This is a genomic window from Pseudomonas sp. NPDC089530, assembly GCF_050280705.1.
In the GTDB taxonomy this organism is placed as follows: domain Bacteria; phylum Pseudomonadota; class Gammaproteobacteria; order Pseudomonadales; family Pseudomonadaceae; genus Aquipseudomonas.
Genome location: NZ_JBNNVU010000038.1, coordinates 25,871 through 39,727 on the forward strand (window position 1 = coordinate 25,871; position 13,857 = coordinate 39,727).

Sequence of the window (13,857 nt, forward strand, 5' to 3'; positions counted from 1 at the left end):
ACTCGATATACATCCCCAGACTTACGGTGATGTAGACCGGTTCGTGCACGAATCGCCAATAAAAAAATAAATGACTGCATTAGTCTTTAACCGAGAACTTGCGTGATGAATCTGAAAGATATTCTAGTCGCCGCGGCATTAGCCTCTGTCAGCAGCACCACGATGGCTGACGTTGCTGCTGACAAAAAAGTGGAAACCGAGGTCTGTTATGGCGTGGCCAAGGCCGGCCATAACGATTGCTCGGACAGCAGCTGCCTTCACGACTGCTCGGAAATGAGCACAGTCGACAACGATCCACGGGAATGGGTCGCGGTCCCTAAAGGCACGTGCACGCAAATGGGGGGCGTCGTCAAAGCCCAGCCGGATGCCTGTCCGTTTGATGAGCCACCGGTCTCCTCGGCTGTCGACGTCGAAGCTGGCGAGAAGCTTTTCAACCAGGGCGATCATACTCGGGGCATTCCTGCCTGCTCTTCCTGCCATGGCGTGGCCGGCGCCTCGGAAAACGCCGAATATCCAAAATTGGCCGGACAATTCGCCAAGTACCTGGAGATACAACTGCGAGCGTTTCGTGACAACTCTCGCCCCTCTCCGGTCATGGTGGCGGCCGCCAAGTCTCTCAATGACCAGGACATTGCCAACCTGTCGCAATACCTGGTCCAGTCCTCCACAGTACAGGCCGCCGACACTGCACAGGGTCAACCAGGCGCTGTCGTAACCTCGACAACGGTCTCCAAGCAGGATGAGAAAGCGACTGTCACGACTAATTGAGTCGTCTCGCTTAGTTGAGCACTGTCACTTGAGCCACCTCTAGTTAATGAGGTAGCCAGGTACAGCAGCATTTAGCGAATCAATCAGTCCCATGCCAACCACAAGACAGGGGTGGCATGACCTGAAATTGCAACTTATAAATTGCAATTCGAACAAGTTCGCCCTTGAGAAAGTGCAAAGTAAATAGTTTCGAAGGCATGTTGACTTAAAGGCAATCTTTAGTACTTTCAATCTATGGGCACTGTCACATGAAAGGGATGACAAAAATGCCGAATAACATCATGGGTTGTGACACTGCTGCTATTCAATTAAACCCAGTGATCGCGAGTTCATTCAACGCGCATTACTACGAACCTATTCCATCGTCGAGATATCTATTCCGAAGTGATGAATTCTGGCGCGGCCTGGATCGCTGGAAAGACATTGACGCCGAGCTGTTTCTAAATCATCTATGGCAAGAAAAAAACGCCATCACCAGTGTTGCTGCACTGGGAGATCTGATTAAAAACAGGATCAGCACGGCATTTCTTCGGGATATTGAAGAAGGTCACCAACTGGCGCCCATGTCTATCAGGTTGACGCCCTATGTACTTTCATTGATTGATTGGGACAACCCTTTTCTCGATCCGCTACGGCGCCAATTTCTACCGCTTGCTTCGGAAAAGTTAGTTGACCATCCGATGTTGAAGCTCGATCCGATGGGGGAACAGAATGATTCACCGGCCCCCGGCCTGACCCACCGTTACCCCGACCGGGTCCTGTTTCTGGCGACCAATGTGTGTCCGGTTTATTGTCGGTATTGCACCCGCAGTTATGCGGTGGGACTCGACACCGATGTGGTTACGAAACAGAAAATCAATGCCCCGGGAGAGCGTTGGGAGCCCGCCTTTCGCTACATAGAGGCCAACTCAAGCGTTGAGGACGTGGTGATTTCCGGCGGGGATGCCTATCGGCTGAAGGCGCGGCAGATTACCGAGATCGGTGAGCGTCTGCTGGACATCCCTCATGTACGCCGCATGCGCTTCGCAACGAAGGGGTTGGCCGTATTGCCCATGAAAGTCCAGAGCGATCATGACTGGACCGATGCGATTTCTCGCCTGTCTGATCGGGCACGAAAGATGGGGAAATCCATCGCAATACATACACACTTCAACCATCCGAATGAAATAACAGCCATAACGGCCAAGGCGCTGGGCATTCTTTATGAGCGTGGCGTCGAAGTTAGAAATCAAGCAGTAATATTAAGGGGCGTTAATAACAGCAAACAGGCGATGCATCGACTGAACGAATGCCTGGCTTACTTGAATGTGCGTCCATACTATTGTTTTCAAGGGGATATGATTCAAGGCGTCGAGACGCTGAGAACAAGTATCTGCGACTCGATAGAACTGGAAAAAGCTACCCGTGGTTTGATCGCAGGGCATAACACTCCCCATTTCATCGTGGATCTGCCAGGCGGTGGGGGAAAGCGAGATATCCATAGCTACGACTATTACGACAAACAGCTGGGTGTCGCTGTCTACCGGGCTCCCGCGGTAAAGAAAGACAAACTTTTTCTTTACTGCGATCCGCTGCATGCGTTGTCCCCTGAGTCACAGGCGCTCTGGATTAATCCCGAGTCGCGAGTGCAATTGCTTGACGATGTATTGAAGTCCGCAAAATAAATGTTCAATCACCGTGAATGGAAGCATGAAAATGAATAAGACCGACAAGATCAACTGGATCCATCATGAGTTCTATACCCGCGCCATCGAGCAGTCCAAGTCGACTGGAAAGCCGATACTGATTTATTTCCATAGTAAGTCCTGCGGTGGTTGTAATCGCTTGGTGGATACGGTCTTTAACGACCCTCAACTTATCAGCGCCGTATCCGGATCGACGATTCCGGTGTGGGTCGAGGTGGAGAACCCCGAACCGAACCCTCGAGTTTCCGAGTTGGTCGGCAGCCATATCTTTATCATGTCGCCGGTCCTGCAACTCATTTCCAGCGATGGGGATATCTACCACAAGTTCCTGGGCGCACCGCTACACACGCGACTGGATCTGGGGTACTGCCGGGTACACCACGATATCGACGGCGACATCGATGCCAAGGAAGCGATTTCGCAGCTGTCCGTGGGCTTGGCCAAGCAGGCGATGGTTTCTTTCAACTACTCCACCGCCGAGTCGCTGCTGAGAAAGGCGCTGGACACCCACAGCCCTGATAGCGTGGCGGCAAAAGAAGCGGAATATTGGCTGCCCGTTGCCCAGACCCGTGGGCAGTATCCTGACGACAGCCTGCCTGAAGACGGGATCGCGCAGACGCCCATCGCCCGAGAAGTGCGACGTTTCTGTAACACCCTGGTTCAGGTACCGGACCACGAGTTGATGGTCGATTGGCCAGGTATCCCAGGTGACGGTGGATGGGTGCATTACACCGACTGCCTGCGCGAGCTGTGCCTGGGCGCTTATCAGATGCTGCTGGATGTCGCGACAGAGGCTGCACAGAAGCGAGCGGCACAGGGCCAAGGCTTGAGCCGTGCGCAAATGATCATTCGGGACTGGCAGGTGGCGTTCAGGGATCTGCAAGGAAGCCTGATCGGCCTCAAGGGGAGTGAATACGATCAGCAGCACCTTCATCAGAATTACACCCTCGGCAAACAGCGGACGATCCGCAACAACATCGTCCACTGCGTCATGGCAGAGTTCTGGGCCCATTCCCCTGCCATCCGTTCGACCCTGGAGGTCGCCCGGTCGAACATCGAAACACCGAAAAAGGTCAGCCCAGCGTTGGTCAACTGGGAAAAACACGGGCCCGCCCCCTATAACTTTGGCAGCATCCCGGCTCTGCTTACCCTCTGGGAAAAGCGCCACCAACAATTGGTGGAAGAGTTTTCGGGGATCACCGACGCGGAGCTCGAAGCCTCGCGCAACTGGTGGGAAGACTCCCCCGTCTCGGTGAAATTCCGCCTGTGCCGGTTGGGCTGGCACTTCCACGATCACGCCGCGGTTGTCGAAACCATTTGCCAGCGAATTGGCCATGAACGGACGGAAACCGAACTGCTTGCCAAGCTTCTGTTCAATGCGCTGGGCCGTGCTGAAGGTGAAATGGTCGGCTTGCCGCGGGAGGAACAGGAAAAGCTCTTTGCCAGTGCCGCGCGCCAATTGAAAGATCGCAGCGACGAGCTTTCCCGCGTCTATAAGGGCTACCTCGATAAGCCCTCTCGCGCCACGTTGAATGTTCAGCCTGAAGCAGCGGTTGTGTGAATGGACAATGCGGCGCGCTTTGCGCGCCGCTTCAAGGATTGGAGGCGGGATGAATATTCTACAGCAGATGTTTGGCGACCAGACCGAAGTGTTCCTTCGTGCTCATTGGCCAAAACACTCTTACGTTGCAGATGGAGAGATGAGCCGCTTCACCGAATTGGCGAAGTTGGAAGAGTTCAACGATATCAGAAAGCTGTTTCATGCCTTGCAAGGGCCCGTTGACCTGCTCTTCCCAGGAGGCAAACGCATCACCGTAGCCAAGTCCGCCGACGCCATTGCCCCATACAATGACGGTGCCGCGATGGTCTACATAAAAGACCTGGAAGCGCTGCCGGCCGTATCCTCGGCGTGCGATGAACTGGCGGAGGTACTTGGAATCCCAAGGCACTATGTCAGCTGTGAAGCATTCGCAGCGAACTATGGCGTTGAGGTTGCGGTGCACTTCGATCATGAAACGAACTTCATGATTCAAATCAAAGGTGAGAAAACCTGGAAGTTCGCTGAAAACATTTCGCTGCCGGATCCGATCTATCCTTTTTTCCCGAACAACCCGAACCGATTTTATAAAGAAGGCACTCATCCCTACACCGGTGAGAAATTGCCGGTGGCAATGCCACAAGACCATCAGGAGCGGCTGGTCAAGCCTGGGACCACGACCTTTATGCCCCGAGGCTATTGGCACAGTACGGTGGCCCATGAAGAGTCTTTTTCAATCGGCTTTGTCATCAATCCACCGACGATCGCCGACATCATCACTTATGCCCTGTTGGAGCGTTTGCACGGGATAGAGGATTTGCGGGCTCATCCTCTCGACACGCTCTCGAACAGCAGTCTTGAGCGCACGTTGAGCGATATCAGGAAGGGCCTGGATGAAGCTGGAAAGTTATCCAGGAGCCTTACACCGGAAGAACTCCTTCAACGATACAAACAATCGAGAAAGGGAAACATCCGTACATTGACCTCCTTATAACCTGTTTTCTCTAACGGAAATCATGCCATGCGTGCTGCACGAAGTCTGTTTTTGGGGATCACTGCGTTGATGCTGGTCAACGTGATCGATGGCCTGAAAGAAGTGTATTTTGGCATTTTGCTGCAGAGCCTTGACAGTGTTGTCGTGACATTCGTGTTGTTTGCCATTGCCTGGCCTGTTTTTTTTCTCGGTTATATAACTAGAAAGCGCTCAGAACACGCCATGCATCGGCTGACGGAAAAGGCGGTGCCCGTAAGGCGCTGTTTGTTGATGCTGAATATCAGTTCGGCTGCACTGTGGATATCTTTCTTATTGGCGTTGAAGTGGGTTGAGCCGGCAATTGTCAGCGCGTTGATTGGAGGGGTCGGAATCATTTCCACACTGGCGTTGAACAAGCTATTACGCCCGTCAGCAGTGATGATCTCAGCCGACTATATAGCAGCAGGCATCATTGCATTTGCCAGCCTCTATCTAGGATGGGCGTCAATGGATGGTCGTACCGCGGTAAAGGATGAACTGGGCGGATATCAAGTACTGCTGGGTTTCTCCATGATGTTCGTTTGCGGTGTTGCGATGGCTCTGACGAGCATACTTTCAAAGGTCGTAGCGGATCATGGTGTATCCAGTCGTTATCTTTACGCCCATCGGTTTTATATTTTGCTCGCCATTACAGGTCTCTATACCTGTTTCAACCCAAGCAAAGTGGCTGCCGTCGTCAATCACCTCGACGCCTTGATTCTGCTGGCTTTCGCGGGAGTGATCCTGCCCCTGCTCTTGCTGCAGGAAGGGATAAAGCGCTGCGAGCCCGTGACCACTGAATCGATTCTTGCGGCCGCGCCTTTGTTCACCGTCATCTTTCAAACAGTCGATTCGAGGTTGGCATTTTCAGTATTCAGTTTCGTAGGGATTGTGCTCATTTGCCTGGCCGCTACTTATAACGGTTATTCCCATCTTAGTCGTCTTTCGACTGAAGGAGTTAAAACATGAAATACGCAGTGATTGTCGATGCTTACTCCACTGGAGCGAGCCTGGCGGACGAATTCAAGCTTTATGGAATAACCTGTATTCACGTCCAGACTTCAGCCGAAATTCTCGAATATGACGTGGATAGCTTCAGGCCCCAGGATTTCCAGCATCGCTTTGTCGCTACGCAAGATCTCAAGACGCTTACGGATGTATTAGCAGGTTTTAAACCGGCCTTTATTATCCCCGGGTGCGAGTCCGGTGTTGAACTTGCCGATCGCCTCAGTGAGTTAATGGGCACTCCGGGCAACGGCACGGCACTGTCCGCCTGCCGCAGAGACAAGTGGCATATGGCGAATCGGCTGCACCATGTGGGTATCCCGGCCGCACGAGTGGCCTTGATCCATCACACGGGCGATGTCGAAAAGGCCATTGATGCGGTTGGCCAGTGGCCGGTGGTCATCAAACCGGTGAATAGCGCGGGCGCCGACGGCATTCATTTCTGCTTTGAGGCAACGGAAGTTCATCATGCCGTAGACAAAGAGTTGGGACGCCTCAATGAAATGGGGCTGATCAACGACACGCTGCTGGCGATGGAATACCTGGCCGGCCAACAATATCTGGTACAGGCCGTTTCGCACGCGGGCAAGCATTCCGTTTTCGAGATCTGGCGAGATAACCGCAAGCGAGTGCCGGGAGCCGGGGTGGTCAATGACCGCGAGGTGCTGATCGATCTGCTTTCGGAAGAGGCTGCCCCTATCATCGCTTACGTCCATCAATGCCTGGATGCGTTCGGTATCGACATTGGCCCCTCGTTCCTGGAAGTGATGGTGACAGACAAGGGGCCGAAGTTGATTGAGTGGGCAGCCAGGATGATGGGAACCCAGGAACTCTCGGCGATGACTCGGGTGCGGGGGGTTAACGCGGTCAACCTTTGCGCTGCGTGCTATGCAGACCCCGACACCTTTCATTCGATGCTGGACAAGGTCAACCGGTCGAATGCGACATGCGAAGTCATCGGCATGATCAACAGTGTTTCAGGCAAGGTCACCCACCGTCGCTGGCTGGATGAACTCAGCGCAAGGCCGAGTTTTTTCAAGATGATCAGGGCCCCTGAAATCGGTGACCGTGTTGCTCCAACCATCGGTATTTCTACGAATTACGGCTTTATCTACCTCGTTCATGAAGACCCTGCCGTCACCTATGGCGACTATCTTTGGATACGGGAAAAAGAGGCCGAGCAAACCGGTTTCTTTGACGTGAAGCTCAGCAAGGAACCCATCGAACAAGCCTGCTGATTCGAGAAAGGCCAGACAGGGCACCCTGCTGGCCTTCCATACGAATACAGCGCTTCTTTGTTGCGGCGATCTTCCTCTTGATCGGGACGGACCAATACCTATGAAATTGTATGTAGATCATCAATGCACTTCGCCGTTTGCCATGTCGGCTTTTGTCGCGCTCCGGGAGTGCCAGGTCGATTTTGAAATGCACTACCTGGATCTCTCTCAAGGCGAGCATCACCGGCCGCCATTTACCGGGATTTCGCTGACCCACCGTGTTCCCACGTTGGTCGATGGCGCGTTTTCGCTGGCTGAATCATCTGCTATCGCTGAATACCTGAACGATCTCTCGGGGGGCACAAAGCTGTTCCCGGCCGATCTCCGCGCCCGCGCCCAGGCCCGGCAAATCCAGGCCTGGTTGCGGAGCGATTTCTTCAACCTGCGCAATGCCAGGCCAACTGAAACCATCTTTATCGAACCGATCAAGAAACCGCTTGGTTCTTTGGCGATGGCCGATGCCCAACGGCTGGTAGAGACGCTGTCGCACAGTCTCCAGGACGGCCGGAAGTTTCTTTTTGGGGAGTGGTGCATTGCCGACGTTGATGCGGCAGGCATGTTGAACAGGCTGATCTACAGTGGAGAACCGGTCCCTGACGCATTGAAGCATTACGCCCTCCGGGCTTGGGACCGTGACTCTGTGCGTGAATGGCTGGATATCGACCGCAGGAGTGCAAAAAGCCCTAGCAAGGACTGAGCCCGGGTAGTGCGCTTTACTGAAACGACCCTGAGAGGCTTTCTCGACTTGGTACAGGTGACAGTCGCGGCCCAGCGAAACACCGCTTCGCGACTGCCACCGGCGCAGCCCAATCAACAAGGTCAAGCGTCTTGCCTGACAGGTCCTTCAGATCACTCATCGATGTAAGGGTTGGAAATGGAACTATTCAATACGCTTGGTAAAGCGGTAATGCCCTTTGTCCCGGTCATGGAAAAAAGCGTAGGCCTCTACGCCTGCGGGCCTACGGTTTATCACTACGCGCACATTGGCAATATGCGCACCTATGTTTTTGAAGATGTGCTGGCTAAAACCCTTCGTCACCTGGGGTTTGCCGTACAACACGTCATGAACATCACAGATGTTGGGCATCTGCAGTCCGATGCCGATTCCGGCGATGACAAACTGATGCTGGGTGCCGTTCGTGAGAACAAAACGCCCTGGGAAGTCGCGCGCTTCTACGAAGAAGAGTTCTTCAGACACTGCGCGATGTTGAACATGACAAGGCCTGATGTCGTCTGCAGAGCGACGCAGCATATTCCCGAAATCATCGCCATGATCGAGCGTCTGCTCGATAAGGGGGCAGCCTACGTCAGCGCAGGGAATGTCTACTTCAGCGTAGAGAAATTCCCCAATTACCATGAGCTTGGCCAACTAGTACTTGAAGAACAGCGCGCTACCGATCGCGTGAGTCATGACCCCTTGAAGCTGTCGCAGTCGGACTTCGCATTGTGGTTCTCGACCTCGAAGTTCCCTGACCAGATCATGAAATGGGAGTCCCCCTGGGGGCTTGGATTTCCCGGTTGGCATATCGAATGCTCGGCCATGGCGAGCAAGTATCTCGGTGAAAGAATCGATATCCATTGTGGCGGCATCGATCACATCAAGGTTCATCACTCTAACGAAGTCGCTCAATCGGAGTGCTGCTTTGGGCACCGCTGGGTCAACTACTGGTTTCACTGTGAGTTCCTCACTGTCGATGCCGAGAAAATGTCCAAGTCCAAAGGGGAGTTTCTCACCGTCGACTCGCTGGTCGAGAAAGGCTACGACCCACGCGCGTTCAGACTGTTGGTCTTAGGTTCGCACTATCGCAGTTCGTTGACTTTCTCGTGGGAGGCGCTGGATGACGTCGCTACCGCACTGCGAAAAGCTCGGCGGCGAATCATCAGCATCCAGGAAAACACTGTTGACCATGGCAAGGCATTTTCTGAACTTCATGCGGCGTCATACCGAAGGTTTTTCTCTGCGCTCGAAAAAGACCTGCACACGCCCAGTGCCATTGCAGAGTTATGGTGGGTTATCAAGTCCAATGAACTGAGTGACTCAGAGCGCATCGACTTGCTGCGGCGTTTTGACGATGTGTTGGGCGTTGGCTTATTCGACAAGGAATCAACCCGTCTGACGCTCGAGCAAGCCGACTTGATTGAGGCGCGCAGTGTTGCTCGTGTCGCAAAGAACTGGGCAGAGTCCGATCGGATCAGGGACTTGCTGTTGGCACAGGGTGTCAGTGTTAACGACCTGAAAGCCTGATGTGCCTCAATAGCGACTAGAAAGGAGCACTACCTTGGATATCGAGCGTATCAGGCAACAGTTTCCCGTTTTTTCGATACCCACTCTAAAGGACAGCGTATTTTTCGACGGCGCTGCCGGCACCCAAATGTGCAAAAGCGCCCTTGATGCCAGTGTCAGGTCCGCCATTGAACACAATGCGAATCTGGGTGGGCATTTCTCGACATCGACTCTTGCACGACAAGAGATCGACCGGGCGCGCTGTGCGGCGGCCGCGTTAGTCAATGCCAACTGTGCAGAGGAGATTGTGTTCGGTCATAACATGACGACCCTCACCTTTCATTTATCGCGTTGCCTGGGGCGAAGCCTGCGCAAGGGTGACGAGATTGTCCTGACCCGGTCTGATCATGAGGCCAACATTTCCCCCTGGCTTGAATTGGCAAAGGACCTGGAGTTAAGCGTTCGCTGGCTGCCTTTCGATTCGCAGACCTATGGCTTCGATATTTCCGAAATAGAATCGAGTATTACAGAGCGCACCAAGATAGTTGCCTTGAGCTACGCGAACAACATAACGGGCACCATCAACGATGTGGCCCTGGTCGCTGCCTTGGCCAGGCGCAAAGGCGCAATTGTCTACATTGATGCGGTTCAGTTCGCCCCTCATGGGGTGATCGACGTGCAGGCCTTGGGTTGTGACTTTCTGGTGTGCTCCTCGCACAAGCTCTATGGACCTCACCACGGAATTCTATGGGGTCGCCTGGAGGTGCTTGAGGCACTCATCCCCTACAAACCTCGCCCTACCTCCGACAGCCCTCCCTATAAATTGGAAACAGGGACCAAAAGCCGGGAGGCTATCGCGGGGATCCTGGGGGCGATCGACCATTTGGCCTGGATCGGTCGTGAGTTTGGTGGCGCCAGCGAGCAGTCCGACAAACGACAGCAGATCGTTGCCGGTACACGAACCGTTGTCGAACATGAACAAGGGTTGGTGCAGCAAGTCCTCGACGGATTGAAGGGCTTCGAAGGCATCAGGATTTATGGTTACTGCGAGCCGTCCGAGTTGAGTCGTAGAGTCCCGACCCTGTCCTTCACTCTAGAATCAACACCGAGTGAAGTTGTCTCCCAGCATATGGCCGAACAAGGCATTCGCCTTTGGCATGGTAATAACTTCAGTACGGAAACCATTGGCGCACTGGGCCTTGACCAGAATGATGGCGTGGTCAGGATCAGCCTTGCCCAGTACAGCTCACAGGACGATGTTCAGCGTTTCCTTTCGGCGCTGGACAGATTCAGTTGCCCCGCATCACACAGGCCACACCGCCGGTGATGCCATCGGTGTGGCCATCACCTGACTCGGTGCCTCCCGGCACTGAGTCAAGTTCGCCTCGGTTTCAAACCTCTGTGCTATCCGCCCTTCCAACCTGGCCGAAACCCTGCGGTTCCGGCCGCCGGCCAACCGAGGCGGGTCATTGCTGGCTCAGGTCCACCAGCGGGATCGGTCGTACCTCGCTCGGTCGGCCGTCCTGGATCTGGCGGATAGCGGCCAGGGTCTTATCCACAGCCGCCTTGTCGGCCAGCAGGCTGTAGCGAATCTGGAACTGCCGCTGTTCCTTGGCGCCGATGGTCGGCACCCGGTTCAGCGGGCGCTGGTAGCGGCGGTTATAGGAGAAGCTGGTGCCCGGCTCCAGGCCGGTGACGTAACCCTGGTCCTGGGTGTCGGTATTTTTCCACAGGGAGAACACCGGCAACTGCCGGGTATTGAAGCCCACCGCCACACCGAGGTTGCCGGCCTTGTTGTGCAACGCCGTCAGGGTGTCGCCGTTGGCATCGGCATAGGGCACCAGGTTGTAGACGGTCTCGTCGTAGTCCCGGGTCGGAGCGCGATAGGTCTGCCAGGTCGCAAGATCGGCCTTGGCCTTGTCATTGAAGGGCGACACCTGCTGCACCGCCGCCGCGAACTTCGCCCCGGCTTCGAGGAAGGGCGTGCTGAAGTTGCTGTGATACAGCGCCTGGTATTCCTTCGGATAATCGCCGTTGTTGGTCAGGGTGTCGTTGAGGGCGAAAGCCGTGCTGCCCGGCTCGGTCACCAGCTCGGTGGCCACCGAGAAATCGACCTTCTTGAACGCCTGTTCCTTGAGCTCGCCCCGCAGGCTGATGGCGTACGGCGGCTGCTCGTCGATATGCAGGGTGACCTTGCTCGCCGGAATGTTCGCCGCGCGGCCGTGCAGGGTCAGCAATTCGCCGTTATCCAGGCCCGGGTGCCCGACCCACTCGTAGCCGCAGCGGGTCACCAGTTCGTTGAACCCTTCCAGCCAGCCCAGGCCGCCACGGCCGTTGAGTTCGATAAAGGCCGGGTTGACCACCTCCTTGACCGGCGAGTCCCAGCCCAGCCGCACATCCCCCACGGAGGCCTGCAGCACATTCATGCCGCGGGTCGGCACCACCGAGAGCTTCATCGCCCCGTTGTCGATGTCGACGATGCTCACGCCCTCCTGGCGCCCACCATGCAGGGTACGCAGGCTGACCGAAAAGGGCTTGGCGGTTTTCGCCCCCAGCTGCGCGCTGGTGATATGAAAATCCTGGGCCGCCTTGTCGGTGTCGAGCAGAACGTAATCCCAGGCCATGGCCTGGGAAGCGGCGGTAGATGCACAGAGAGCGACCAGCAGTCGGAGCGGTGTCATGGGCTTAGCCTTTATTGGAGTTGTGCGGTTTTTATAGCGCGGATGAAACGTTTCAGCCAGCCTGCAGACAAACACTCCTGCCAACCCCTGAGCGCGCGGTTTGTCTGCTTCTCCGTCAAACCACTGCACACGCCCGCCAACCCATGACACACTCGCCGGCGCTCCACCAATGTCACGTTGACGACGACATCATTATGACATTAAGGTCGCCAGCTAATTGAGGGAGCAATACAGACATCCTGTCTGTCATTTTTTTGCGCAAATGAGCATATGGAGTCTGGATGCGCGGGGCACTATTACGCAGCGGTAAAAGCGGGTCATTCACAGCCCTGGGCGAAACAGGTCAGCCGGTCTACCGGGCAGCCCTGCAACTGCGCGAAGCCATTCGCCGCAAGAACCCCGACATGGTCGACCACCTGGCCATTCCGCAAAGCGACGAGCTGGGCAACCAGATCGACTGGTACAGCGGCATGCCCGGCGATGTCATCCCCTGGAGCAGCGCCACCGAAGAGGAGCGCGCTCCTGCCCGCGTCCAGCTCGCAGCCCTGAAAACCGCGCTCGAAGAGCTGAGCCAGCGTTTCCTCGGCAGCGATCCCGCCGAGCAGCAAGGCGACAAGGCCGTCTTCGGCAAGCTGCTCAAGCGCGTTATCCATTTCCCCGACGAAAACTTCGTCTACCTGGTGAACGGCAAGCCGGTGCTGACCTTCTGGGGTTTCGAGCACGCCGACGCCGATCGCAATCGCGACCCGCTGCACAGCCTGCAAGCACCCGCTCCGGCTGCACCGATTAGCCCCGTGCCCCCGCCCCTGGCCGCCGTGGCTGCCGTAGCGCCCGTAGTCGCCCGTCCCTGGTGGCGGCGCTGGTGGTGGCTGCTGCCGTTGCTCCTGCTGCTTCTACTCCTGCTTCTGCTCGGCCTGCGCGGCTGCATCCCGGGCGTGCCGCTGGTGACATTACCGGTGCTCGGCACGCAGCCCGCAGAACCTGTGGTCGAGGCGCCCCTGGACACCACTGCCCTGCCTACGGTCAACGGCGTGGTCGCGCCCGGCACGACCGTGGTCGGCAGCGGCGCCAGCCTGGGCACCACCGAGGTGCCGGTCACCGGTGAGACGCACGAGGCCGCGACGCCGGCCGACATCAAGGTCGATCCAGAGGCCCCGTCGAACGCGCAAACGCCGAACGACCCGGCGCAGGACCCCGCCGCCACGTCACCGGAAAACCCGTCGGCCACTCCTGAAACGCCGGCCGAGACACCAGCCCAGACGCCAACCCAGCCCCCGGCGCTGACGCCTCCAGGGCCGGCCTTGAGCATCCCGGCCAACAGCGCCGACGGCGTGGCCGACTTCCTCAACGGCCAGTACCGCGCGGGCGCCGGCATCCAGGATCGGCGCACCGGCAAGCCGCTGCGCCTGGAATACCAGTTCAAGGACGGCAAGGGCCAGGTCACCGTGCGCCGCGCCAATGGCGTCAACTGCACCGGCCCGGTCACCGCGGCCATGAATAAAGGCAGCCTGTCCATCGACAGCCAGGGCCAGGCCGTCTGTGGCGACGGCAGCACCTACGACATGCCAAAGGTCGATTGTCGGCCAGGCGCGACCAGCGTCGCGGACTGCACCGGCGGTTATGGAAATGACAAATTCCCCTTGTCCATACGGCAGACGGGCGAATAAG

At 56.2% G+C, this 13,857-nt stretch carries 11 protein-coding genes; 10 read left to right on the top strand and 1 reads right to left on the bottom strand.

What is annotated here, in order from left to right:
• The first annotated feature begins 105 nt into the window (after positions 1 to 105).
• The 9 genes from ACQKQA_RS16185 (at position 106) to ACQKQA_RS16225 (ending at position 10,835) form a co-directional block, all read left to right on the top strand.
• Positions 106 to 768: a DUF2282 domain-containing protein gene (locus ACQKQA_RS16185; protein ID WP_427559358.1), complete on the top strand. Its 663-nt coding sequence runs from the start codon at positions 106 to 108 to the stop codon at positions 766 to 768.
• 266 nt (positions 769 to 1,034) lie between these two features.
• The gene (locus tag ACQKQA_RS16190) at positions 1,035 to 2,432 is read left to right on the top strand and encodes a KamA family radical SAM protein (RefSeq protein WP_427559360.1); all 1,398 of its coding nucleotides are present in this window, start codon (positions 1,035 to 1,037) and stop codon (positions 2,430 to 2,432) included.
• 31 nt (positions 2,433 to 2,463) lie between these two features.
• Entirely contained in the window at positions 2,464 to 4,014 is a 1,551-nt protein-coding gene (locus ACQKQA_RS16195; RefSeq protein ID WP_427559361.1) for a thioredoxin family protein, read from the top strand.
• A 49-nt stretch (positions 4,015 to 4,063) separates the two neighbouring features.
• Positions 4,064 to 4,984 carry a JmjC domain-containing protein gene (locus ACQKQA_RS16200; RefSeq protein WP_427559363.1) on the top strand — a complete coding sequence of 307 codons (921 nt, stop codon included), beginning with the start codon at positions 4,064 to 4,066 and terminating at the stop codon, positions 4,982 to 4,984.
• Between the two features lie 27 nt (positions 4,985 to 5,011).
• Positions 5,012 to 5,971: a hypothetical protein gene (locus ACQKQA_RS16205; RefSeq protein ID WP_427559365.1), complete on the top strand. Its 960-nt coding sequence runs from the start codon at positions 5,012 to 5,014 to the stop codon at positions 5,969 to 5,971.
• Positions 5,968 to 7,245, top strand: coding sequence for an ATP-grasp domain-containing protein (locus ACQKQA_RS16210; protein WP_427559367.1), 1,278 nt, complete (start codon positions 5,968 to 5,970; stop codon positions 7,243 to 7,245). The genes ACQKQA_RS16205 and ACQKQA_RS16210 overlap by 4 nt, the downstream gene beginning before the upstream one ends.
• 100 nt (positions 7,246 to 7,345) lie before the next feature.
• Positions 7,346 to 7,981 (top strand): glutathione transferase, encoded by a 636-nt coding sequence (gene yfcF / locus ACQKQA_RS16215; RefSeq protein WP_427559369.1) that lies wholly within the window; start codon positions 7,346 to 7,348, stop codon positions 7,979 to 7,981.
• A gap of 177 nt (positions 7,982 to 8,158) precedes the next feature.
• Positions 8,159 to 9,529 carry a cysteine--tRNA ligase gene (gene cysS / locus ACQKQA_RS16220; RefSeq protein WP_427559371.1) on the top strand — a complete coding sequence of 457 codons (1,371 nt, stop codon included), beginning with the start codon at positions 8,159 to 8,161 and terminating at the stop codon, positions 9,527 to 9,529.
• Between the two features lie 34 nt (positions 9,530 to 9,563).
• Entirely contained in the window at positions 9,564 to 10,835 is a 1,272-nt protein-coding gene (locus ACQKQA_RS16225; RefSeq protein WP_427559373.1) for a cysteine desulfurase-like protein, read from the top strand.
• 139 nt (positions 10,836 to 10,974) lie between these two features.
• Here the strand turns inward: ACQKQA_RS16225 and ACQKQA_RS16230 are convergent, their stop codons facing one another.
• Positions 10,975 to 12,189 carry an aldose 1-epimerase family protein gene (locus tag ACQKQA_RS16230; RefSeq protein WP_427559375.1) on the bottom strand — a complete coding sequence of 405 codons (1,215 nt, stop codon included), beginning with the start codon at positions 12,187 to 12,189 and terminating at the stop codon, positions 10,975 to 10,977.
• A 281-nt stretch (positions 12,190 to 12,470) separates the two neighbouring features.
• Here ACQKQA_RS16230 and ACQKQA_RS16235 point away from each other — a divergent pair, with 281 nt between their 5' ends.
• Entirely contained in the window at positions 12,471 to 13,856 is a 1,386-nt protein-coding gene (locus ACQKQA_RS16235) for an SrfA family protein (protein WP_427559377.1), read from the top strand.
• Position 13,857 lies beyond the last annotated feature (1 nt).